Source organism: Streptomyces sp. NPDC107559 (assembly GCF_055657365.1).
Genome location: NZ_JBVKBD010000001.1, coordinates 89,149 through 111,120, shown reverse-complemented (window position 1 = coordinate 111,120; position 21,972 = coordinate 89,149). Strand labels below are relative to the sequence as shown.

Annotated in this window: 17 protein-coding genes; 2 read left to right on the top strand and 15 right to left on the bottom strand. The window is 71.2% G+C overall.

Going from position 1 to position 21,972, the window contains the following annotated elements; genetic code table 11:
- Window positions 1-14: 14 nt before the first annotated feature.
- The gene (locus tag ACZ7OY_RS00385; protein ID WP_152885050.1) at window positions 15-584 is read right to left on the bottom strand and encodes a YqgE/AlgH family protein; all 570 of its coding nucleotides are present in this window, start codon (window positions 582-584) and stop codon (window positions 15-17) included.
- Between the two features lie 251 nt (window positions 585-835).
- Between ACZ7OY_RS00385 and murA the strand changes: the two genes are divergently transcribed.
- Window positions 836-2,176, top strand: a complete 1,341-nt coding sequence (gene murA / locus ACZ7OY_RS00380; RefSeq protein WP_351622893.1) for a UDP-N-acetylglucosamine 1-carboxyvinyltransferase — start codon at window positions 836-838, stop codon at window positions 2,174-2,176.
- Between the two features lie 349 nt (window positions 2,177-2,525).
- Here the strand turns inward: murA and ACZ7OY_RS00375 are convergent, their stop codons facing one another.
- The 14 genes from ACZ7OY_RS00375 to ACZ7OY_RS00310 all read right to left on the bottom strand — a co-directional run bounded on the left by ACZ7OY_RS00375 (window position 2,526) and on the right by ACZ7OY_RS00310 (window position 20,371).
- A complete protein-coding gene (locus ACZ7OY_RS00375) occupies window positions 2,526-2,807 on the bottom strand; it encodes an HU family DNA-binding protein (protein ID WP_004000874.1) in 282 nt (93 codons plus the stop codon).
- 356 nt (window positions 2,808-3,163) lie between these two features.
- Window positions 3,164-4,582 carry an NAD-dependent malic enzyme gene (locus ACZ7OY_RS00370; protein WP_471909335.1) on the bottom strand — a complete coding sequence of 473 codons (1,419 nt, stop codon included), beginning with the start codon at window positions 4,580-4,582 and terminating at the stop codon, window positions 3,164-3,166.
- Window positions 4,583-5,085: 503 nt separating this feature from the next.
- A complete protein-coding gene (locus ACZ7OY_RS00365) occupies window positions 5,086-7,419 on the bottom strand; it encodes a HelD family protein (RefSeq protein WP_471909334.1) in 2,334 nt (777 codons plus the stop codon).
- Between the two features lie 64 nt (window positions 7,420-7,483).
- Complete coding sequence (locus ACZ7OY_RS00360) at window positions 7,484-8,293, bottom strand: anti-sigma factor family protein (protein ID WP_471909333.1); 810 nt, start codon at window positions 8,291-8,293, stop codon at window positions 7,484-7,486.
- Complete coding sequence (locus ACZ7OY_RS00355; protein WP_010039908.1) at window positions 8,293-8,814, bottom strand: sigma-70 family RNA polymerase sigma factor; 522 nt, start codon at window positions 8,812-8,814, stop codon at window positions 8,293-8,295. The genes ACZ7OY_RS00360 and ACZ7OY_RS00355 overlap by 1 nt, the downstream gene beginning before the upstream one ends.
- Window positions 8,815-9,143: 329 nt before the next feature.
- On the bottom strand, window positions 9,144-9,761 hold the full coding sequence (locus ACZ7OY_RS00350) for a CGNR zinc finger domain-containing protein (RefSeq protein ID WP_471909332.1): 618 nt from the start codon (window positions 9,759-9,761) through the stop codon (window positions 9,144-9,146).
- 285 nt (window positions 9,762-10,046) lie between these two features.
- On the bottom strand, window positions 10,047-11,198 hold the full coding sequence (locus ACZ7OY_RS00345) for a uroporphyrinogen-III synthase (RefSeq protein ID WP_471910330.1): 1,152 nt from the start codon (window positions 11,196-11,198) through the stop codon (window positions 10,047-10,049).
- A gap of 190 nt (window positions 11,199-11,388) precedes the next feature.
- Window positions 11,389-12,768 (bottom strand): nitrate/nitrite transporter, encoded by a 1,380-nt coding sequence (locus ACZ7OY_RS00340; RefSeq protein ID WP_471909331.1) that lies wholly within the window; start codon window positions 12,766-12,768, stop codon window positions 11,389-11,391.
- A 169-nt stretch (window positions 12,769-12,937) separates the two neighbouring features.
- Window positions 12,938-13,978: a hypothetical protein gene (locus tag ACZ7OY_RS00335; RefSeq protein WP_471909330.1), complete on the bottom strand. Its 1,041-nt coding sequence runs from the start codon at window positions 13,976-13,978 to the stop codon at window positions 12,938-12,940.
- Window positions 13,966-14,622, bottom strand: a complete 657-nt coding sequence (locus tag ACZ7OY_RS00330; RefSeq protein ID WP_471909329.1) for a hypothetical protein — start codon at window positions 14,620-14,622, stop codon at window positions 13,966-13,968. Before ACZ7OY_RS00330 ends, ACZ7OY_RS00335 begins: the two co-directional genes overlap by 13 nt.
- A gap of 83 nt (window positions 14,623-14,705) precedes the next feature.
- Window positions 14,706-15,974, bottom strand: a complete 1,269-nt coding sequence (locus tag ACZ7OY_RS00325; protein ID WP_471909328.1) for an acyltransferase family protein — start codon at window positions 15,972-15,974, stop codon at window positions 14,706-14,708.
- Window positions 15,971-18,154: a polysaccharide deacetylase family protein gene (locus tag ACZ7OY_RS00320; RefSeq protein WP_471909327.1), complete on the bottom strand. Its 2,184-nt coding sequence runs from the start codon at window positions 18,152-18,154 to the stop codon at window positions 15,971-15,973. Before ACZ7OY_RS00320 ends, ACZ7OY_RS00325 begins: the two co-directional genes overlap by 4 nt.
- Window positions 18,154-18,834 (bottom strand): hypothetical protein, encoded by a 681-nt coding sequence (locus ACZ7OY_RS00315; protein ID WP_471909326.1) that lies wholly within the window; start codon window positions 18,832-18,834, stop codon window positions 18,154-18,156. Before ACZ7OY_RS00315 ends, ACZ7OY_RS00320 begins: the two co-directional genes overlap by 1 nt.
- A 565-nt stretch (window positions 18,835-19,399) precedes the next feature.
- The gene (locus ACZ7OY_RS00310; RefSeq protein WP_471909325.1) at window positions 19,400-20,371 is read right to left on the bottom strand and encodes a LysR family transcriptional regulator; all 972 of its coding nucleotides are present in this window, start codon (window positions 20,369-20,371) and stop codon (window positions 19,400-19,402) included.
- A gap of 83 nt (window positions 20,372-20,454) precedes the next feature.
- On the opposite strand from ACZ7OY_RS00310, the gene ACZ7OY_RS00305 reads away from it, so the two are divergent.
- Complete coding sequence (locus ACZ7OY_RS00305) at window positions 20,455-21,741, top strand: MFS transporter (protein ID WP_471909324.1); 1,287 nt, start codon at window positions 20,455-20,457, stop codon at window positions 21,739-21,741.
- Window positions 21,742-21,972: the final 231 nt, after the last annotated feature.

Below are 21,972 nucleotides of genomic sequence, written 5' to 3'. Positions count from 1 at the left end.
GAAGCTCCCCCGCATCAGTTGAGAGAAGGGTCGTCCGGATAGGTGGCCACCATCGCCAGTTCGTTTCGCTGACGGCGCAGGACTTCGCGCCAGAGCCGCTCGGGGGCCGGGGAGGAGACGTCACCCGGTTCGGACTCGACGACGTACCAGGCGCCCTCGACCAGTTCGTCCTCCAGCTGGCCGGGCCCCCAGCCGGCGTAACCGGCGAAGATCCGCAGGGAGCCCAGGGCCGAGGCGAGCAGCTCCGGCGGGGCCTCCAGGTCCACCAGCCCGATCGCGCCGTGCACCCGGCGCCAGCCCAGCGGTGCCGCCGCCGAGCCGCCGCCCGGGATCACCGCGACGCCCAGCGCCGAGTCCAGGGACACCGGGCCGCCCTGGAAGACCACACCGGGCTCGCCGGCCAGATCGGCCCAGCCCTCCAGGATGTCGCGCACCCCCACCGGCGTCGGACGGTTGAGGACGACACCGAGGGAGCCCTCCTCGTCGTGGTCGAGAAGGAGCACGACCGCACGGTCGAAGTTCGGGTCCGCCAGGGCGGGCGTCGCCACGAGCAGCCGCCCTGTGAGCGAGGACACCTCGGTCATGCCAGACATGATCCCGCATCCGCCCGCCGCATGGGGAGCCAATCAGGGCACGGGAGTGAAGGCAGCTCAGGGCGCACGGACGCATCCCACGCGCACGGCCGGGGCGGTGACCCCATGTGTCCGATTGGGAACGGTTCGTGTTGTGACACAGCTATGACCTGGCTGGGCGGTGCCTGGGCTTACGGGAGAGGGGTACGCGGCGATTACTCTGTCTCATCTCCACTGGCCCAACTCATCGGAACGCGAGATACATGACCGTCAACGACGATGTCCTGCTTGTCCACGGCGGAACCCCGCTGGAGGGCGAGATCCGTGTCCGCGGTGCGAAGAACCTCGTGCCGAAGGCCATGGTCGCCGCGCTGCTGGGCAGCGAGCCGAGCCGTCTGCGCAATGTTCCCGACATCCGTGACGTGCGGGTCGTGCGCGGTCTGCTCCAGCTGCACGGCGTGACGGTCCGCCCCGGTGAGGAGCCGGGCGAACTGGTGCTGGACCCGTCGCACGTGGAGAGCGCCAACGTCGCCGACATCGATGCCCACGCGGGTTCCAGCCGTATCCCGATCCTGTTCTGCGGCCCGCTGCTGCACCGTCTGGGTCACGCGTTCATCCCGGGTCTGGGCGGCTGCGACATCGGCGGGCGGCCCATCGACTTCCACTTCGAGGTGCTGCGGCAGTTCGGCGCGCGGATCGAGAAGCGCGAGGACGGCCAGTACCTGGAGGCGCCGACGCGGCTGCGCGGCACCAAGATCCGGCTGCCTTACCCGTCCGTGGGCGCGACCGAGCAGGTGCTGCTGACGGCGGTCCTCGCGGAGGGCGTCACCGAGCTGTCGAACGCGGCGGTGGAGCCGGAGATCGAGGACCTCATCTGCGTCCTGCAGAAGATGGGCGCGATCATCGCGATGGACACCGACCGCACGATCCGCATCACCGGTGTGGACTCGCTCGGCGGCTACACCCACGCGGCCCTGGCGGACCGCCTGGAGGCCGCCTCGTGGGCGTCCGCGGCGCTGGCCACCGAGGGCAACATCTACGTCCGCGGGGCCCAGCAGCGCTCGATGATGACGTTCCTCAACACCTACCGGAAGGTGGGGGGCGCGTTCGAGATCGACGACGAGGGCATCCGCTTCTGGCACCCGGGCGGCCAGCTGAAGTCCATCGCCCTGGAGACGGACGTGCACCCCGGTTTCCAGACGGACTGGCAGCAGCCCCTGGTCGTCGCGCTGACGCAGGCCACCGGCCTGTCCATCATCCACGAGACGGTCTACGAGTCCCGGCTGGGCTTCACCTCCGCCCTGAACCAGATGGGCGCTCACATCCAGCTCTACCGCGAGTGCCTGGGCAGCTCCGACTGCCGCTTCGGCCAGCGCAACTTCCTGCACTCCGCGGTCGTCTCCGGCCCCACCAAGCTCCAGGGCGCCGACCTGGTCATCCCCGACCTGCGCGGCGGGTTCTCGTACCTCATCGCCGCCCTGGCGGCGCAGGGCACGTCCCGCGTGCACGGCATCGACCTGATCAACCGGGGCTACGAGAACTTCATGGAGAAGCTCGTGGAACTGGGCGCGAAGGTCGAGCTGCCCGGCAAGGCGCTCGGCTGACCCCAGCCCCTCCACTCCGGCCCGGGCGGCACTCCCCCGGCCGAGGGTCCGGGGGTCGTCCCCCGGACAGGCACAGCATGGAGAAGCTCGTGGAGCCGGGCGCGAAGGCCGAGCCGCCCGGCAAGGCGCTCGGCTGACCCCAGCCCTTCCGGGCCGGGCGCTCGGACAGCGTCCACGGCAGTACGTACGCCAATGGGGCGGCCCCCGGTCACAGGGGCCGCCCCATTGGCGTCAATCGGTCGTCCCGGACGCGCATGTCGTCCCGGGGCGCGGGCCCCTGACGTCCATGCCGTCCCGGGACGTGGGCGCGGGCGCAGTCGCCCTTCGGGCCTGCCGCCCTGCGACGGGCTTACTTGCCCTTCGCGGCTTCCTTGAGCTTGCTGCCCGCGGAGACCTTCACGCTGTAGCCGGCCGGGATCTGGATCGGGTCGCCGGTCTGCGGGTTGCGCGCGGTGCGAGCGGCACGGTGGGTGCGCTCGAAGGTCAGGAAGCCGGGGATGGTGACCTTCTCGTCGCCCTTGGAGACGATGTCGCCGACGACCTCGGCGAACGCGGCCAGCACGGCGTCGGCGTCCTTGCGGGTCACCTCGGCACGGTCGGCCAGCGCGGCCACCAGCTCACTGCGGTTCATGTTGTTACTCCCGTGTTCTTCTTGCCGTTGAGGCGTGCCACGCGGCGGAGCCGCATAGTTGGGCACAGCGAACTCGATGCTGCCAGGGTGCTCGGACATACCCCGGACCCGGGTCCGTCGTCAGAACCCTCGCGCCCAGAGACGCATCCTGCCCCCACCTGCGGCGGGAAAGCCAATCCGGCACCCCCAGCAGTCGTGAGAACACCCTTGGGAGTCACACGAAATGTGGGGACCGAGCCCGGCCGTCACGATAGAGGGCTGTCAGCAACCCCGGTTCCGCGACGCGCCGGGGCGAAACCCGACCGTGGCAATCGTCACAACGCCCCCACAGGCCGGGTCCCACGCCTTCGCCGAGCCTACGAGACCGACGCGCCCGCGGCCTTCGCGGCCTCCCGGACCGCGCCCGCGACCGCACCCGCGACCTTGTCGTTGAACACGCTCGGGATGATGTAGTTCGGGTTCAGCTCGTCCTCGGTCACCACGTCGGCGAGGGCCTTCGCGGCCGCGAGCATCATCTCGGTGTTGACCGTCCGGGACTGCGCGTCCAGCAGTCCGCGGAAGACGCCCGGGAAGACCAGCACGTTGTTGATCTGGTTGGGGAAGTCGGAGCGGCCGGTGGCCACAACTGCCGCGGTCTGGCGGGCGATTGCCGGGTCGACCTCGGGGTCGGGATTCGCGAGAGCGAACACGATGGCGTTGTCGGCCATCGCGGCCACGTCGTCGCCGTCGAGGACGTTCGGGGCGGAGACGCCGATGAAGACGTCGGCGCCGCGCACGGCTTCCCTGAGGGTGCCGACGAGGCCCTCGGGGTTGGTGTTGTCGGCGATCCAGCGCAGCGGCGAGTCGGCCGCGGCGCCCACCAGGTCCTCGCGGCCGGCGTGCACGACGCCGTGGATGTCGGCGACGACGGCGTTCTTGACGCCCGCGGCGAGCAGCAGCTTGAGGATGGCCGTGCCGGCCGCGCCCGCGCCCGACATGACGACGCGTACGTCCTCGATCGCCTTGCCCACCACACGCAGGGCGTTCGTCAGGGAGGCGAGGACGACGATCGCGGTGCCGTGCTGGTCGTCGTGGAAGACGGGGATGTCGAGGGCCTCGCGCAGCCGGGCCTCGATCTCGAAGCAGCGGGGCGCGGAGATGTCCTCCAGGTTGATGCCCGCGAAGCCGGGGGCGATCGCCTTGACGATCTCGACGATCGCGTCGGTGTCCTGGGTGTCCAGGCACAGCGGCCAGGCGTCGATGCCGGCGAACCGCTTGAACAGGGCCGCCTTGCCCTCCATCACCGGCAGCGCGGCCTTCGGACCGATGTTGCCGAGACCCAGTACGGCGGAGCCGTCCGTCACGACCGCAACGGAATTGCGCTTGATGGTGAGGCGGCGCGCGTCCTCGGGGTTCTCCGCGATCGCCATGCACACCCGGGCCACACCCGGCGTGTAGATCATGGACAGGTCGTCACGGTTGCGGATGGGGTGCTTGGACTGCATCTCGATCTTGCCGCCGAGGTGCATCAGGAACGTACGGTCGGAGACCTTGCCGAGCGTGACGCCCTCGATGCCGCGGAGCTTCTCGACGATCTCGTCGGCGTGTGCGGTCGAGCTGGCCGCGATCGTGACGTCGATACGGAGCTTCTCGTGGCCGGAGGCGGTGACGTCGAGGCCGGTCACCGAGCCTCCGGAGGACTCCACGACGTTGGTGAGCTGCGAGACGGCCGTTCCGCTCGCGGGCACCTCCAGCCGGATCGTCATCGAGTAGGAGACGCTGGGCGCCGTTGCCATGGCCGACTTCCTTCTGCTTTCACCGTGTCGCTTCGCTAATGCCGTCCGATCGTCGCACCTACCCCCGAGTACGTGGTAGTCGCCCCGGATTGCGGACGTATTGTTCGCAGCTCGGCGCCGGTTTCGGAAGACGACTTCCACAATACGAGAAGCAATCGACGATGAAAGAGGCCCACATCACAAGGTGACGTGGGCCTCTTCTGTCGTTCATGACACCGACCCGCCATGCTCGCCTCGCGGCAAGTGGTCGCTCGTGGCGACGAAGGTTGGGCCCGGGGGCTTGGATCGAGCCGGTGTCACACCCAGGCTAACAAACGGATCGGGCAAGACCATTCCCGTGCGTGGAGTTCACAGGAAACAGGCCGAGGTTTCACCGGAATCGCCCCCCGGACGGCCGCCCCTGACCACCCCTGACCACCCCTGGTGGCCGGTCCGGCCGGCCCCGGTGGCCCGTCCGGCCGCCCCCGGTGACCGGTCCGGCCGGCCCGGGGCGGCCGCCGGGTTCAGTCCCTGAGCAGGTCCGGCACTCCCGCCTCGTCCGGCTCGTCCCGTCCGGCCGACACGACCGTCAGCTGCTGGGTGGCCCGGGTCAGCGCGACGTACAGCACGCGCAGCCCCGCCGGTGACTCGTCCGCGATCTCCGCGGGCGACACCACGACCGTCGCGTCGTACTCCAGCCCCTTGGCCTCCAGGCTGCCGAGTGCCACCACCCGGTCGCCGAGCCCGGCGAGCCAGCGCCTGGCCTCCTCGCGGCGGTTCATGGCGACGACCACGCCGACCGTGCCGTCGACCCGGTCGAGCAGCCGGGCGGCCTCCTCGCGGACGGTCTCCGCGAGCGGGTTGCGTACGGCGGCGCCCTGCGCGTTGTTCGTCGCCACGAAGCGCGGCTCCACACCCGTGGAGCGGACGGCGGACGGGGAGACGGAGCCGGGCATGGCGAGCGCGAGCACCTTGGACGCCAGCTCGGCGATCTCGGCCGGGTTGCGGTAGTTCACCGTCAGCTGGAAACGGCGGCGTGGACGGCTGCCCAGGGCCTCGTCGCGGGCCTCGGCCGCCTCGTCGGGGTCGGACCACGACGACTGCGCCGGGTCGCCGACGATCGTCCAGGTGGCGTGCCGGCCGCGCCGGCCCACCATGCGCCACTGCATCGGCGTGAGGTCCTGCGCCTCGTCGACGATGACGTGCGCGTACTCGGTGCGCTCCTGCGCCAGCCGCTCGGCCCGCTCACGCTGCGTCTCCTCGCGTGCGGGCATCAGCTCCTCCAGGCCGGTGAGCTGGTCGAGCGGGTCCAGCTCGCGCCGCTTGCGGGGGCGGACCGGGGCGCCGAGGACGGCTTCGAGTTCGTCCAGCATGGCGACGTCGTGCACGGACAGGCCGTCCCGGCCGAGGGAGCGGGCGACCCGGCGCACCTCGCCGGGGTTGAGGATCCGCCGCGCCCAGCGCCCCAGCCGCCGCTCGTCGGCCATCGCCGCCAGCACGGACCGCGGGGCCAGCTCGGGCCACCAGGCGTCGAGGAACTCGATGAAGCTGTCCTCGGAGGTCACGTCCTCGTCGAAGGAGGAGCGCAGCTCGGCGGCCAGCTCGGGGTCGGAGTGCCGGCCGGCCGCGCCGGACTGCTCCCACAGGGCGTCCAGCAGCAGCTTGCGGGCCCGCGGGCGCAGCAGGTTGACGGGCGCGGTGCCGCCGAGGGCGTTGTTGCGGATGCGCTCCAGCTGGGCCGCCTCCAGCTCCAGCCGGCGGCCGAAGGCGACGACCCGCAGCCGGGTGGGCGTGTCCTTGGTCTCCAGCGCCCCGCGCGCCGCCTTGCGCAGCACCTTCAGCATCCGGTACGAGCCCTTGGCGCGGGCCACCGCCGGGGAGTCGTACAGGGTGGCCTCCGCGCCGTCGACGAGGGAGCCGATCGCCCGGATGGCGACCTGGCCCTCCTCGCCGAGGGACGGCAGGACGCCCTCGGTGTACGCCACCAGCAGGGGCGTGGGCGAGACGATCAGGATGCCGCCCGCGTACCGGCGGCGGTCCTGGTAGAGGAGGTAGGCCGCACGGTGCAGGGCGACGGCGGTCTTGCCGGTCCCGGGGCCGCCCTCGACGTAGGTCACGGAGGCGGCGGGGGCGCGGATCACCAGGTCCTGCTCGGCCTGGATGGAGGCGACGATGTCCCGCATGGTGTGGCTGCGGGCCTGGCCGAGCGCGGCCATGAGCGCGCCGTCGCCGATGACGGGCAGCCGCTCGCCGTCGAGGAAGGCGGTCAGCTCGGGGCGCATCAGGTCGTCCTCGACACCGAGGACGCGGCGGCCCTTGGAGCGGATGACCCGGCGCCGCACCACCCGGCCGGGGTCGACCGGGGTGGAGCGGTAGAACGGCGCGGCCGCGGGGGCCCGCCAGTCGATGACCAGCGGCGAGTAGTCCTGGTCGAGGACGCCGATGCGGCCGATGTGGAGGGTCTCGGCGATGTCGGCGGTGTTGTCCTCGCGGACGGCTCCCTCGGCGGGCTCGACGGCCGTGTAGGCGCCGTCGGGCCCCTTCTTGCCGTCCTTGCCCCGCAGCAGGTCGATCCGGCCGAAGAGGAAGTCCTCGAACTCGTTGTTGAGCCGGTTGAGGTGCACCCCCGCCCGGAAGACCTGCGCGTCCCGCTCGGCGAGCGCGCCGGGCGTGCCGACCTGGCCGCGCTTGGCCGCGTCGTTCATGAGGAACTCGGCCTCGTGGATCTTCTCCTCGAGCCTGCGGTACACCTGGTCCAGGTGTACCTGCTCGATGCCGATCTCCCGGTCCCGTACGGAGTCGTGCGTTTCGCCGTGGACCGAACCGACCGCGGTTTCCTGTTGAGCCTGAGCGGCCACCGGGCCCCCTTCTGACGTGCTGGGCAGCCGTCAACCGTACGCGAAGGGGACCCCGTCCGGGAAGTTACGCGTCGACCTCCACCAACCGCTTGCCGTCGAAGGTCATCACTTCGAAGTGGTCGATCTGGTTGGGGGTGAAGGCGGCACCGCCGTGGACGTACAGCGGGTTCTTCGCGGTCTCGGTCTTGGCGTCGGCCAGGCCGTAGCCCCAGTTCGGTACGGACCAGGAGGTGACGGTCTCGCGCTCGCCGTTCTTGCCGACGGCGATCAGCGAGCACTTCTCCGGTCCGCTGACGTTCTTGAGCTGGAGGACGGCGTGGGTACCCCAGTCCTTCTTCTCCACGGCCACGGTCGCGGTGACATGCGTCGTCGGGTCCGTGGCCGACTTCTTGTCGGTCATGGTCTGGAAGGCGGCCTGCGCCGGTCCCGCCGCCGTGTTGTTCGCCCCGGAGTCCGAGCCGCCGCTCGCCGCCAGCACCGTCAGCGGACCGCCGACGATCAGCGCGGCCGCGGCCGCCACCAGGTAGAAGCCGCGCCGGCGCTTGGCCGCGCGACGCTCGGCGACCTCGTCGACGAGCTTCTCCGCCAGCCGTGGGCTGGGCATCGCGGACAGGGACTCGCCGATCGCGGGGGTGCCGGCGCCGGGCAGGTCCGCGAGGGCGGCCAGCATCGGCTCCATCCCGGCGAGCTCCTCGAGCTGCTGGGCGCACCATTCACAGGTCGCGAGATGGGATTCGAAAGCGGTTGCTTCGGCGTCGTCAAGGATCCCGAGGGCGTAGGCGCCGACGGTCTCGTGCTCGTTCGGGGCCGGTGATCCCTGCATAGGGCCAGACATACCCGAACCACCCGTTCCGAACCCCCCGTATACGCTCATCACGCCGTCACCCCCCGCTCCTCCAGTGCCAGCTTCATCGACCGCAGGGCGTAGAAGACCCGCGAGCGGACCGTGCCGCTGGGTATGCCCAGGGTCTCGGCCGCCTCGTTGACCGTACGCCCCTTGAAATAGGTCTCGACCAGCACCTCCCGGTGGGCGGGGGTCAGGTCGTCCAGCGCGTCCGACAGCGTCATCAACCACAGCGCCTTGTCGATCTCGTCCTCCGCGGGGATGACCTCCAGCGGCGACGGATCGACCTCCTGCGGCCGGGCCTGCCGGCTGCGGTGGCCGTCGATGACGATGCGACGCGCGACCGTCACCAGCCAGGGGCGTACCGATCCGGTCGCCCGATTGAGCTGACCGGCGTTCTTCCAGGCACGGATGAGTGTCTCCTGCACGACGTCCTCGGCGCGCTGCCGGTCGCCGGCAACCAGCCTGAGGACATACGCAAGGAGGGGTCCGGCGTGCTCCCGATACAGGGCACGCATCAGCTCCTCATCAGGCTCCGAGGGCTGGGACATACGATGCCGGGCCCTCGGTCCACGTTCATTGGCCACGGCAGAATCCTTGCGCACGCCCACCTCCGATGTCCGGGGGATCCCCCAGTCGGTCGCTCGCCGAGGGGTACGGACGCGGGTCGCGGGATGTTCAAACCCGAGCGGCAGTTTTCTTCGTGGTGGCATGACGTGACGGACATGAGCGCACATTCCTCCTGCACGATCTTTACATTTCCCCCACGGCGCCAAGATCGCTTCAACTGCCCGCGCCACGCCGGATACAAACGAAGTGTTATCGAAATCACTTCGCCAATTCCCGTGCTCCTGCCCCGCAGAAGCCGCAAAGGCGACACTCAGGCCTGGGCGAGGGCCACCCGCCGACGGTGCCGGGCCACTCTCTCGCGGTTTCCGCAGACCTCGCTCGAGCACCAGCGCCTTCTGCGCCCCCGCGAGGTGTCCAGGTAGACGATCGGGCAGTTGTCCCCCTCGCACTGGCGCAGACCCGCCCGCGCGAGGGGGTCCGTGAGCAGCTCCACGCAGTCCCTGGCGACGGCCGCGAGCAGGGCCGCGCACTCCGGCGGTCCGGCCAACTCCCGCACGAAGGTGCCGTCCTCGCCGCGGACGGCGCGCGGGACCGGCGGCGCGGCACGGGCGTACTCGTTGACGCGTGTCAGCGCGAGGTCCCGGGACACGTCGTCGCCGTCGCCGTGCGAACGGGCGCGGGCGCCGAGACAACCGCTTACCAACCAGGCCGTCTGTGAACGCAGTTCGCGGAAGGCGGCCGGCCAGGAGGCGTCGGCGTGCGCCAGCGGGGTGCCCGGCGGGACCAGTCCGGCGCGGGTGATCCAGGTGTGCAACGCCGCGAGGGAGTCGAGGCGTTCGCCGGGGTGGGTGGTCGCGAGGAGATCCAGACAGATCCGTCCGGCGTCGAACCGCATCTCGTACGGGGCTGTGGCCGTACCCAGTGCCATGTGCCTGTCACCGCCTAGGGGTTGCCCCGCGGGGGACGGGGCCGGTGGGTTCCGGTGCACTCCGACGGCCCCTGCCGGCCCCGCACGGACTGCGCCGGATTCCACCGGATCCTCGGGAAACCCTGGCGGAACCCCGGGTGGATCCCGGGCGGCAGTCCGGCGGAGTCCCGGGGGAAGGGACCGGGAGAACCGTTCCCTCCCACAGTGCCCGCCCGTTCGCTCCCCCGGAACCCCTCGTCACCTCCCGTGCCGTGTACGGCCCTGGGGTCCGCCGCCGCACAGGCCCTAAGCGTCCGCGTACTTCGCGTCCGCCGCCGGGTCCAGCGCCAGGCGGTACCCGCGCTTGACCACCGTCTGGATCAGCTTCGGCACACCGAGAGCCGTACGCAGACGGGCCATCGCCGTCTCCACCGCGTGCTCGTCACGGCCCGCACCGGGCAGCGCGCGCAGCAGCTCCGAGCGGGCGACCACCCAGCCGGGCCGCCGGGACAGCACCCGCAGCAGGGACATGCCGGCCGGCGGTACGGGCTTGAGGTCGCCGTCCACCAGCACCGCGTGCCCGCGGATCTCCACCCGGTGCCCCGCGATCGGCAACGCCCGCGCCCGTCCGGGCAGTTCCTGGCAGAGCAGCTGCACGAGCGGCCCGAGCCGGAAGCGTTCGGGCTGGACCGTGTCGATGCCCCGGGCCTGCAACGGCAGCGCGGTGACCGGCCCGACGCAGGCCGGCAGCACGTCGTGGTGGAGTGCGGCGAGCAGCTCGGGCAGCAGCCCGCGGTCCTCGGCGCGCGAGAGCAGGGACGCGGCGGCCGGGGCACTGGTGAACGTGACCGCGTCCAGTCCGCGCGAGACGGCGGCGTCCAGCAGCCGGTCGAGGGGGGCGATCTCCTCGGGCGGCATCCAGCGGTACACCGGGACCCCGACGACCTCGGCGCCCGCGGCCCGCAGCGCCTCCACGAACCCCGGCACCGGCTCACCGTGCAGCTGTACGGCGACCCGGCGCCCGTCGACGCCCTCCTCCAGGAGCCGGTCGAGCACCTCGGCCATCGACTCGCTCGACGGCGACCAGTCCTCGGTCAGCCCGGCGGCCCGGACGGCTCCCTTGACCTTGGGCCCGCGCGCCAGCAGCTCCACCTCGCGCAGCCGGTCGATCAGGGACTCGCCGAGGCCCCAGCCGTCGGCGGCCTCGACCCAGCCGCGGAAGCCGATGGCGGTGGTGGCCACCACCACGTCCGGCGCCTGGTCGATCAACTGCTTCGTCGCCGCGAGCAGTTCACCGTCGTCGGCGAGGGGCACGATGCGCAGCGCCGGGGCGTGCAGCACGGCGGCCCCGCGGCGCCCGAGGAGCGCGCCGAGTTCGTCGGCCCGCCGCGCGGCCGTCACACCCACGGTGAAGCCCGCGAGGGGACCGGGCGCCGGTCGTTTCTCTTCGTCGTACATAGGCTCTCGTCCCGCGCTGGAGAAGGTCGGCAACTGCTGCTCGCTGACTGCGTTCTGCTGGGTTCTGGCACGCATGGCAACAGCACTCTCTCCCGCTCGGCCCCGGAGGAACGATGTGCACCTACGTGCCGAGCGAGCCTGCCAACGGTGCGTGACAGACTCGGTTCGGCCCCGTGTCGCCGGTGTTACGTCACACCTCGGCGTAGCTGAGCTGCGGGTTCGTCTCTGCGGCCACCTCGGTGCGGGGCCGGGCGTCCGGACGGCGAAGGTATACGGACCAGGTCACCGCGAAGCACAGCCCGTAGAAGGCGAGGAAGGCGACGAACGCTCCGGTGCCGGAGCCGTAGGACAGGAAGGACTGCCGGAAGGCGAGGTTGATGCCGACGCCGCCGAGCGCGCCGACCGCGCCGATGAGTCCCATGGAGGCCCCGGAGAGCCGGCGTCCGTGCCGGGCGGCCGCCTCGCCCGTCAGCCCCTGGGCGAGTGCCTTGGCGTGGAAGATGCCGGGGATCATCTTGTACGTCGACCCGTTGCCGAGCCCGCTGAGCGCGAACAGGACGACGAACACGGACACGAACAGCGGCAGCGACTTCGCCATGGAGGCGAAGACCAGGCAGCCCGTGGCGACCGCCATCCCGACGAAGTTGTACAGCGTGATCCGCGCGCCGCCGTACCGGTCGGCGAGCCGTCCGCCCACGGGCCGGATCAGCGAACCGAGCAGCGGGCCGATGAAGGTGAGGTAGGCCGCCTGGAGGGGCGTACGCCCGAACTCGTTGGTCAGCACCTGTCCGAAGGCGAAGCTGTAGCCGATGAAGGAGCCGAAGGTGCCGACGTAGAGGAAGGACATGATCCAGGTGTGCCGGTCCTTCGCGGCGTCGATCGCGGCACCGGTGTCGTTCTTCACGGACGCGATGTTGTCCATCTTGAGCGCGGCGAGCGTGGCGGCCAGGACGATCAGCGGGACGTAGATCGCGAGCAGCACGCGCGGACCGCCGCTCGCGCCGATGACCGCGAGCGCCACGAGCTGGATGACCGGTACGCCGATGTTGCCGCCGCCCGCGTTGAGCCCGAGGGCCCAGCCCTTCTTCCGGAGCGGGAAGAAGGCGTTGATGTTGGTCATGCTGGAGGCGAAGTTGCCGCCGCCGACCCCGGCGAGCAGCGCGACCAGCAGGAACGTGGAGAACGAGGTCCCCGGCTCCATCACCGTGAACGCCGCGACGGTGGGGATCAGCAGGAGGGAGGCCGAGATGACCGTCCAGTTCCGGCCGCCGAAGACCGCCACGGCGAAGGTGTAGGGCACCCGCACCACGGCCCCCACCAGGGTGACCACGGACGTCAGCAGGAACTTGTCGGCCGGGGTCAGCCCGTACTCCGGGCCCATGAAGAGCACCAGCACGGACCACAGGGTCCAGACGGAGAAGCCGATGTGCTCGGCGAGGACGGAGAAGAGCAGGTTGCGGCGGGCCACCTTCTCCCCCGACTCCTGCCAGAAGGCCTCGTCCTCCGGATCCCAGTGCTCGATCCAACGGCCTCCCCTGCTCGCTGCGGGGGCTGTATCAGGGGCAGTCATGACGCCTCCACGGTGCTTCGGGACTCGGACGGTTCGCGAGGTGACGAACGGTGATGAGTCCCGAAGGTAGGGAGGGCGCGTTTCCTGGCTGTGGCTGTGAGTGACCGGAAGGGAACTTTGCCCTCACCCCGGGAAGCGGGCGGGTGAGAGGTAGTTCCCTTCCGGGACCTCAGCGGTTGACGGCCTGGATCTCCTGGACGACGACGTCCTGGTCGGCGCCGAAGGTGCCGTCGGGGAGGGCGCCTCCGGTGTTGCCGGAGCCCACCCAATGAATCTTCCAGGTGACGGTGGCCCTGAGGTGGTACGTGCCGTCCCCCGAGGACCGCAGGTACTTCACCCCGCACGGCGGTGTCTCGTTCGCCTTGCCCGCGGCGTACTCCTCACCGATGTGCCCGCCGCGGATCTCGCAGACCCCGGACGCCGGATACGTCTCCGCGTCCGCCGTACCGGGCTCGATCTTGAGCGAGTACGGCTCGGCGGTCGTGGTCGCGAAGAGGTTGGCGATACCCGGGACGCGGGCGGTGACGGAGACGGGCTTGAAGTCGGCGCCGTCCAGCCACGCCCAGGTCGGCAGGTTGACCTTGGTGGCGCCCTCGGGCTTCAGGGTGACCGGCTTGGTGGGGACGCGGATCTCGGCGTAGGCGAGGCCGGCCAGGATCTCCGGGGTCACCACGTTCGGGATGTCGGCGGGCGGGGCGTCACCGTTGTCCACCCAGAAGGGACGGTGGTCGCACTTGTCCCAGCCGGGCGGGAAGCTCTCGTTGACGTACGAGTCCCACCAGTAGCCCTCGCCGGTCTTCGCCTTGTTGAAGTCCTTGTAGTCGCCGTCGACGTAGTACTTGCGCTGATCGGCGTCCCACGCGTCCCCGGTGGAGCCCGCCTCCCAGATCGGCTCCAGGGTGTCCTGCAACTGCTGAGGCGTGTACTTCGGCGCGTACCAGCAGGCGGGCGGGCTCCAGGAAGTGTCGGCGGAGGCGACGGGGCCCACGGACGCGCCGCTGCCGTTCTTGGAGGTGTCGAACACGACCCCGCGGGCGGAGGCGGAAACGGTGTCCCCGTTCACGTTGCCGGAGGTGTTCGTGTCCGACCCACCTCCGAACGACCCCCCGGGTCCTTGGGTGGCGAGGGCAGGGGAAGCGGGAAGCAAGACGGCCGATCCCGCCGCGAGGGCAGCCACGGCCACACGCAGGAGCCTGTTCACGGCTGGCACTTGGCAGCCCCTCGAGTAGAAGCGATCTTCACGAGCTCCCAGACTCCCTTGTCGTTCTTCTCGACCTGGACGCCATAGAGGACGTAACTGTCCTTGGTGGCCTTCGTCTTCTGGATCACTCCGGTCTTGACGACCTTGTTGAAGCCCTTGCTCTCGTCGCCGCAGTACGTCAGCGAGGCCTTGTCCTTGGATTCGACGTTGACCTGACGGTCGTAGTAGCGCACGGCTCCGGTGATCGTCAGTCCGGCGTCCTTGAACCCCTGAACCCACTGCTGAGCCGCTGCGGCCCCCTCGCCCTCCGTGTAGTACTCCAGAGCGGGGAGGCGCGGATTCTGGGCGATGATCGCCGCGTCAAGAGCACGCACGAGTTCGGCGTTGTCCTTGAGAATCGCGTCCTTGACCGCGTCGCCCGCAGACTCCGGCGAGAAGGTGAGGACGTTGTCCGACGGCAGCTCGATCTTCGGGCGGTCCGCCGCCTGCGATGCCGAAGGGCTCGGTGAGGCCGACGGCGACGGGTCCGTGTCCGCGCCCGCGATCTTGTCGTTGCCCTTCGAACCACCGTCTCCGCCACCGCAACCGGTGAGGAGGAGCAGCGCCGTCGCTCCGGCGGCGGCTGTGGTGAGGAGGCGAGGGCGGCGGGTCACGGGAGGCTCCTGTGTCGTAGTGGCGAAGCCCCGCTACGGTAGCGGGGCTTCGCGTCATGACACCAGTGCGGCTGGACGGACCGTCAGGCCCGGTGCGCTCCCGCGCGCGAGGCCGACCCGTCGGGCCACAGCCGTGGCCTGCGCTTTGCCGCGACGTCCTCCATCCAGCCGAAGCAGAGGACACAGCCGGCGGTGAGGGCCCAGACCACGACCAGCACCGGCCAGGAACTCGTCAGGATCCAGGGCGCGTCGTCGTACAGGAACGTGACGTTCCACAGGTGGTCCCACAGGGTGCCCGCGACGACGATGCACACGTTGTGCCACAGATAGATCGTCACCGCGCGGGCGTTGAGGAGGGTGACCAGGCGGTCCCAGCGGCGCAGCGGGCGCGGCCACTCGGACCACGAGGGGCTGATGTGCAGCAGCAACAGCACGGTGGCGAAGGACCACAGTGCCTGGGCGAACGGCATGTCGTCGAGGTCGTGGCCCGGTGCGAAGTTGTGGGTGAGCGCGTACCACAGGCCGATGCCCGCGACGACCGGGGCGAGGGACGGCACGACATAGCGGGGGAGCTTCTTCAGGACGCCCTGCTGGTGGGCCATGCCCGCCAGCCAGCACGAGCCGAACGCCCCGAAGTCGCTGAGGTTGGAGTCGAGCCGTGAGAAGGGCACGGTGAGCAGGCCGAACTCCAGTGCCGCGGACAGGGCGATCGGCGCGAGGATCGTCGGCCAGGGCAGCCGGCGCAGGGCGCGCAGCATGAGCGGGGAGAGCAGCACGAACCAGAGGTAGGCGCGGATGTACCAGAGGGGTACGGCCAGTTCCGTGGCCCACTCGTTGCCGATCAGACCGTGGATGCCGGGTACCTGGTCGCCGAACGGCGGGTCGCTCAGCGGCAGGATCCAGAAGCCGAGGTGGATCCACCACCAGCCGGGGTGTCCGTCGGAGTCGGGGCCCCAGCCGCCCAGCAGCATGCCGGTGACGCCGACCGCGCCGAGCAGCCACAGCGGGGGCAGCAGGCGCCGCATCCGGCCGCGTACGACCTGCACGGCGGGGCGCTTGCCGAGCGAGGTGGCCATGAGGTTGCCGGCCAGGGCGAACATCACGCCCATGGACGGGAACACCACGGGCAGCCAGGCCCAGCCGAACAGGTGGTAGAAGACGACCCGGAAGAGGGCGATCGCGCGGAGCAGGTCGAAGTACCGGTCACGTCCTGAGGCGCGCTTCGGCTCCTGCGCGGACGTGGCCGTGGACCCGGACGCGGGTGCCGGGTCCGGTACCGAGGGCTGCTGCGGTATGCGCGCCGGGTTCGGCGACTGGGTGGCAGTGGTGGCTTCGGGGTGGTGCGGGTTCATGCGACCGGCCTTCCGTCCATGACGCGCTGTTCCTGCACGGGCGCGTTCGGCGGTGCCGACACCCCGCCCTTGCGGCGCAGTTTCTGCCAGCGCAGCCGGCCGCCGGTCAGGGCCGTGATCCAGGACTGGAGCAGGACGACGTACATGAGCTGGCGATAGAGGATCTGTTGGAGGGGCAGGGAGATGAGCGGGGTGAGGCGCTCACGGTCGAGGACGAAGGCGTAGGACGCGCAGACCACCTGGACGGCCAGGACGCCGAACCAGGCCAGGATCGTCTTCTGGGTGGGGCCGAAGAGCAGGCCGTAGACGAGGAACATGTCGATCAGGGGGGCCAGCAGCGGGGCCAGCACCATGAACAGGGAGACCAGGGGCAGGCCGACGCGGCCGAAGCGGCCGGACGGGCCGCGCTCGACGATGGCCCTGCGGTGCTTCCAGATCGCCTGCATGGTGCCGTACGACCACCGGTAGCGCTGGGACCACAGCTGCTGGACCGACTCCGGGGCCTCGGTCCAGGCGCGGGCCTTCTCCGCGTAGACGACCCGCCAGCCGTCGCGGTGGATGGCCATGGTGATGTCGGTGTCCTCGGCGAGGGTGTCGTCGCTCATGCCGCCGACGCGTTCCAGCGCGGAGCGGCGGAAGGCGCCGACCGCGCCGGGGATGGTGGGCATGCAGCGCAGGACGTCGTACATCCGACGGTCGAGGTTGAAGCCCATCACGTACTCGATGTGCTGCCAGGCGCCGATGAGGAGGTCCTTGTTGCCGACCTTGGCGTTGCCCGCGACCGCGCCGACGCGCGGGTCGGCGAAGGGCTGGACCAGTTCGCGGACGGTGGCCGGTTCGAAGACGGTGTCGCCGTCCATCATCACGATCAGGTCGTGGCGGGCGTTGGCGAGGCCTCGGTTGAGGGCGGAGGGCTTGCCCGCGTTGAGCTGACGGATCACCCGTACGTCGGGAAGGTTCAGGTCCTCGACGATGCGGGCGGTGCCGTCGCTGGAGCCGTCGTCGATGACGAGGATCTCGATGGGGTGTTCGCTGGCCATCAGGGAGCGCACGGTGTTCTCGATGCACTTGGCCTCGTTGTACGCCGGGACCAGTACCGACGCCGGTTCGGTGACCGGGTTCGGCCCCCAGCGGAAGTTGCGGTGGCGGGTCTTGCGGGCGTGCAGGACGGACAGCAGCAGCATCAGGCCGAAGCGGGCGAGGACCAGGCCGCCGACGATGGCGAGGCCGACGACCAGGACGTCGGTCACGTCGTCGGAGGCCTGCACCAGGAAGATCCAGGCCTTGCCCTTCCACAGGCCGAGGCCGGTGACCGGGGTGTCCGCGTTCGGGGCCTCGAGTGCCTCGGTGAGGTTCTGGAACTCGTAGCCCTGGCTCTGGAGTTGCGGCAGGAACCGGTCGAGGGCCTGCACGGTCTGGTGGCGGTCGCCGCCGGAGTCGTGCATCAGGACGATCGCGCCCTTGCCGCCCTTGGGCGTGGCGTTGCCGATGATGGTCTCGACGCCCGGCTTGCGCCAGTCCTCGCTGTCGATGTCGTTGACGACGGTGAGGTAGCCGCGCGAGCCGATGTACTCGGTGACCGGCCAGGACTTGTCGTCCATGGCGTCGGCGAAGGACGAGTACGGCGGCCGGAACAGCGAGCTGCGGATGCCGGCCGCGCCCGCGAGCGCGAGCTGGTTCTGCGACAGCTCCCAGTCGATGCGGCTCTTGGACTGGTAGGAGAGGTCGGGGTGGTTGAAGGTGTGCAGGCCGACCTCGTGTCCCTCGTCGACCATGCGCTGGACCAGGTCCGGGTAGCGGGAGGCCATGGTGCCGGTGACGAAGAAGACGGCGTGCGCGTGGTGCTTCTTGAGGATGTCGAGGACCCTCGGCGTCCACTTCGGGTCGGGGCCGTCGTCGAAGGTGAGGACGATGCGGTGGTCGGGCACGTGCAGGCTGGTCTCCTTGCCGCCGCGGGTGTCGATCACCGGCCCGCCGTCGAGGATCTTCTGCGGGACCTTGTCGGTGGACGCCTCGGGCCGGACCCGGAAGTCGGCGAGGATCTCGCTGTGCACATAGCCGCGCAGCATCAGCATGGCGAGCATCGCGCACAGGAACAGGAGCGGGAGCAGGCTGCGCAGCGGCAGCCGTCGCCGGCCGGCCGCCCGTTTCCCGGAGCGGCGGTTGGAACGGGGTGCCATCAGAGGACGTTCTCCGTGTGCGAGGAGGAGTTCGAGGAGGCGCCGCCGGCGCTCGACCGGACGGCGACCGGGGCCGGGGCCGCTTGTGCGACCGGGTGCGCCCCGGCGTCCGGGCTCGCCGGAGGCGTGGGCGTGGGCGAGCCGTCGCCCGGCCCGGACGGGGACGGGGACGAGGCGACCGGCGGGGACGACTCCGCCACCGGGCTCTTGGAGCTCGCGCTGGGGCTGGGCCTGGCGGAGGCGCTGGCCGACGGCCTGGGGTCGGCGGAGGCGCTCGGGCTGCCGCTGCTGCCGGAGGCGCTGGGCTTCGGGCTCCCCGCGGTGGCGGTCGCACCGCCGGGCGAGGTCCCGCCCGGCAGGACCGGCGCGCCGGGGCCTGCGTGCGTCGGGCGCGACGTGGCGCTGGGCGCCGGGGAGGTGTCGACCTGGCCGGCGGGCTTGTCGTCGTCCTGGCCCGGTACCGGGACCGGGAGCCAGGGCGCGCTGGAGTTGCCCGACAGCAGGGTGACGACGATGACGGCGGCGTAGGCCGCGCAGGCGATCCCCACGGCGATGCCGATCCGTCGGAAGGTGCGGCTGCGCCGCCCCGACTCGTCCACGAACACCGGCGCGTCGGAGGGCTCCTGTCCGCCGTCCTTGGCGGCCCGCGTGAGCGTCTCGCCGAACTGGACGGCGTCCATCTGGACGGTCACCTCGTCCGGATCGTGCTCGCTGCCGTGCTCCGCCGCCGGCGCCCCGGACTCGCTCCAGGGGTCGTGGACGGCGGGTGACGTGGCGCCGCCCGCCGACGACAGGATCTCGGCCCCGGGCCGCGAGCCGGTGCCCGGTCCGGCGTCGGGTCCGGTCGCGGGTGTCGCGATCCGGGCACGGCCGCCGTGGCGGCCGGTCCGCCGGGCGCCGGGTGCCGATCCGGTCCGCCCCGAAGACGGTCCGGATCGTTCCGAGGACGGTCCGGATCGTTCCGGAATCGATCCGGTTCTGCCGGTTTCTAAAGAGCCCTGAGCGTTCTCCCCCGTCGACTGCTGGTCCTGGCTCGACGATGCGCCGGCAGGCCATTCCGGTTGGGCGTCTTTCCGCCACTTTTTCACGTGCGCACTTCCCCCCACGGGACAGTTCCGGAAGCGCGTACGAAGCCGAGCACCCGCCGCCGAACCGGGCCCCCACCCGATTCGAACGCGCCCCATTACCACACCGTGCTCAGACCCTCGAATGTAGCGCACAGGCGTGATCCATGTGCGCAGCGTGTCAGGTGTGGGTCGCAATCGTATCTTCGTCTATGTCCGGAACCCATCCGTCCGTCGGTCGGCTCAGCCACTTTTCCCGGGCGGCGATTTCGTCCGCGGCCCGCCGAAGAGCGTCAAATCCCGGATGGACCAGCCCCTTTCGCCATACGAGCGACACGGGCGACAAGGGGACCGGATCGACGAGCGGCCGCAGCACCGTCCCAGGCATGGCCGGAAAGCCCACCACGGCGAGAATGGGGTTTCGCAGCTTCGCCATGATCCTGCGGAACTCCTCGTCCCCCACCGCAAGGGGTGCGGGAGCCGCGATCGCGATGCCCCGGCATTCGAACAGACGGCGTGCGAGGTCCGTCCACTCCGTCGTCCGCGGGTTGCCCGCACCGGCGTACACCGTCTCGCCCGTCAGCTCGGCCAGCGGCACCTCCGCCAGCGCCGCCAGCCGGTGGTCCTCGGGCAGCACGACCGCCATCGGCTCGTACCGCACGAGCCGGTGCTCCAGCCGGGACCGCAGCGCCGGGGCGAGACCGGCGAACCGCCCGAACGAGACATCGAGCCGCCCGGCCACCATCTCCGCCGCCGCCCCCGCGAGACCGCTCTCGTAGCGGGCCATCAGCTCCAGCTCGGGGGCGAGTTCGCGGGCCCGGTACAGGACCCGCCGCGCGGTGGGCTGGTCCGGGAAGTTGAGGTCCACCAGCAGCGGCCGGGCCTGCCCGAAGGCGCCGAGCAGGTCGTCCTGCGCCTGGAGCACCCGGCGCGCCAGCGGCACCAGCCGCTCGCCGTCGCCGGTCAGCGTCACCTGCCGGGTGGTGCGCACCAGCAGCTCGGCCCCCAGCTCCCGCTCCAGCCGCCGCACATCGCGGCTGAGCGCCTGCTGGGCGACGTAGAGCCGGGCCGCGGCACGGGTGAAGTGCAGCTCCTCGGCGACGGCGAGGAACGCGCGCAGGAGCCTGGGGTCGAGGTGTCGGGGAGCGGGCATCCGGTGAACTTACAACAGGAGTGCGTGAATCGGCCCGCAGAAGGTGTTGGACCCCTCGGCAGGCCCGCCGTCACCGTTGATCCATGCCGCAGCCCAGCCCTCGCGACACCCCCGACAGGGTTCCGCTCTGGACCGTCACCGCCGATGCCGTCGTCGCCGTCGACTTCACCGCCCGCCGCCGCGTCCGCCCGCCCGGCCCCTACCGCAGGCTCTTCGCCCGCCCCGGCACCCGCGCGTTCACCGCCGGGAACCTGATCGCCCGGCTGCCGATGGGCATGTTCAGCGTGAGCGCGGTCGTGATGATCGCGGGCACCCGGGGCTCGTACGCCCTCGCCGGCGCCGTCACCGCGACCGGGCTCGCCGCGACCGCGCTGGTCGCCCCCTGGATCGCCCGGCTCGTGGACCGGCACGGCCAGGCCCGGGTCGCCGTGCCCGCCGCGCTGTTCGCGGCGCTGGGGTCCCTGGCGCTGGTGCTGTGCGTGCGCCGCGGCGCCCCCGACTGGACCCTGTTCGCCGCCTACGCGGCCACCGCGACGACCCCCAACACCGGCGGCATGTCGCGCGCCCGCTGGGCGCATCTGCTGGCGGACACGCCCGAGGCGCTGCACACCGCGAACTCCTTCGAACAGGCCGCGGACGAGCTCTGCTTCATGCTCGGCCCGGTCCTCGCGGCCTTCCTGTGCGGGACCTTCTTCCCGGAGGCGGGGACGCTGACCGGGGTGGCCCTGCTGGTGACCGGGGTGCTCCTCTTCGCCGCCCAGCGTGCCACCCAGCCGCCGCCGCACCGCACCCCCACGGCCCGCTCCCCGCTGCGTGCCGCCGGGATGCCCCCGCTGCTCGCGGTGTGCCTGGCCACGGGCGCGGTCTTCGGCGCGACGGAGGTGGTCACGATCGCGTTCGCGGACGCGCACGGGCACCGCGCGGCGGCGGGCGTGGTGCTCGCCCTCCAGGCGGCCGGTTCGTGCGTGGCGGGGCTGGTGTACGGAGCCCTGAAGCCGTCCGGGCCTGCCGAGTGGCGGCATCCCTGGTGTCTGGCCGTGATGACGGCGATGCTGACGCTCCCGCTGCTCGCGGCCACCCTGACCGGATCGCCCGCGCTGCTGGCGGTGGCGCTGTTCGCCGCCGGGACGGCCACCGCCCCCACGATGATCACCACGATGGCGCTGGTGCAGGAGCGCACCCCCGAAGGCCGTCTCAACGAGGGCATGACACTCGCGGTGACCGGCCTGCTCGGCGGTATCGCCTGCGGCAGCGCGGCCGGCGGCTGGATGTCCGAGCACGCCGCTCCGGCGGCCGGGTTCGGGGTGCCGGTCACCGCGGCCGCGGTGGCCCTGCTGATCTCCCTCACGCACCAGACGTTCGGCGAGTGACACCCGGGACCCGCAGCCGATCCGCAGCCGATCCGCACCGGACCCGCACCGGACCCGCAGCCGATCCGCGCCGGACCCGTACCGGACCCGCCGCGGATCCGCGGCGGGCAATTCGCGCGCACCCCATTGACGTGTCCACAGCCGCCACCTACCTTCCCCCGTCGAAGCGCTTCGACGTCACGCATCGAATCGATTCGACGACTCCTCGCGTGACACTCCCGATTCCCATCC

Excerpts from the sequence above, each read along its gene's own strand:
- ACZ7OY_RS00305 (WP_471909324.1), top strand. The coding sequence starts at position 20,455 with ATGCCGCAGCCCAGCCCTCGCGACACCCCCGACAGGGTTCCGCTCTGG.
- ACZ7OY_RS00370 (WP_471909335.1), bottom strand. The coding sequence starts at position 4,582 with ATGGCAACGGCGCCCAGCGTCTCCTACTCGATGACGATCCGGCTGGAG.
- ACZ7OY_RS00385 (WP_152885050.1), bottom strand. The coding sequence starts at position 584 with ATGACCGAGGTGTCCTCGCTCACAGGGCGGCTGCTCGTGGCGACGCCC.
- ACZ7OY_RS00355 (WP_010039908.1), bottom strand. The coding sequence starts at position 8,814 with ATGTCCCAGCCCTCGGAGCCTGATGAGGAGCTGATGCGTGCCCTGTAT.
- ACZ7OY_RS00310 (WP_471909325.1), bottom strand. The coding sequence starts at position 20,371 with ATGCCCGCTCCCCGACACCTCGACCCCAGGCTCCTGCGCGCGTTCCTC.
- ACZ7OY_RS00340 (WP_471909331.1), bottom strand. The coding sequence starts at position 12,768 with ATGACTGCCCCTGATACAGCCCCCGCAGCGAGCAGGGGAGGCCGTTGG.
- ACZ7OY_RS00360 (WP_471909333.1), bottom strand. The coding sequence starts at position 8,293 with ATGAGCGTATACGGGGGGTTCGGAACGGGTGGTTCGGGTATGTCTGGC.
- ACZ7OY_RS00320 (WP_471909327.1), bottom strand. The coding sequence starts at position 18,154 with ATGGCACCCCGTTCCAACCGCCGCTCCGGGAAACGGGCGGCCGGCCGG.
- murA (WP_351622893.1), top strand. The coding sequence starts at position 836 with ATGACCGTCAACGACGATGTCCTGCTTGTCCACGGCGGAACCCCGCTG.
- ACZ7OY_RS00325 (WP_471909328.1), bottom strand. The coding sequence starts at position 15,974 with ATGAACCCGCACCACCCCGAAGCCACCACTGCCACCCAGTCGCCGAAC.
- ACZ7OY_RS00375 (WP_004000874.1), bottom strand. The coding sequence starts at position 2,807 with ATGAACCGCAGTGAGCTGGTGGCCGCGCTGGCCGACCGTGCCGAGGTG.
- ACZ7OY_RS00315 (WP_471909326.1), bottom strand. The coding sequence starts at position 18,834 with ATGGACGCCGTCCAGTTCGGCGAGACGCTCACGCGGGCCGCCAAGGAC.
- ACZ7OY_RS00350 (WP_471909332.1), bottom strand. The coding sequence starts at position 9,761 with ATGGCACTGGGTACGGCCACAGCCCCGTACGAGATGCGGTTCGACGCC.
- ACZ7OY_RS00345 (WP_471910330.1), bottom strand. The coding sequence starts at position 11,198 with ATGTACGACGAAGAGAAACGACCGGCGCCCGGTCCCCTCGCGGGCTTC.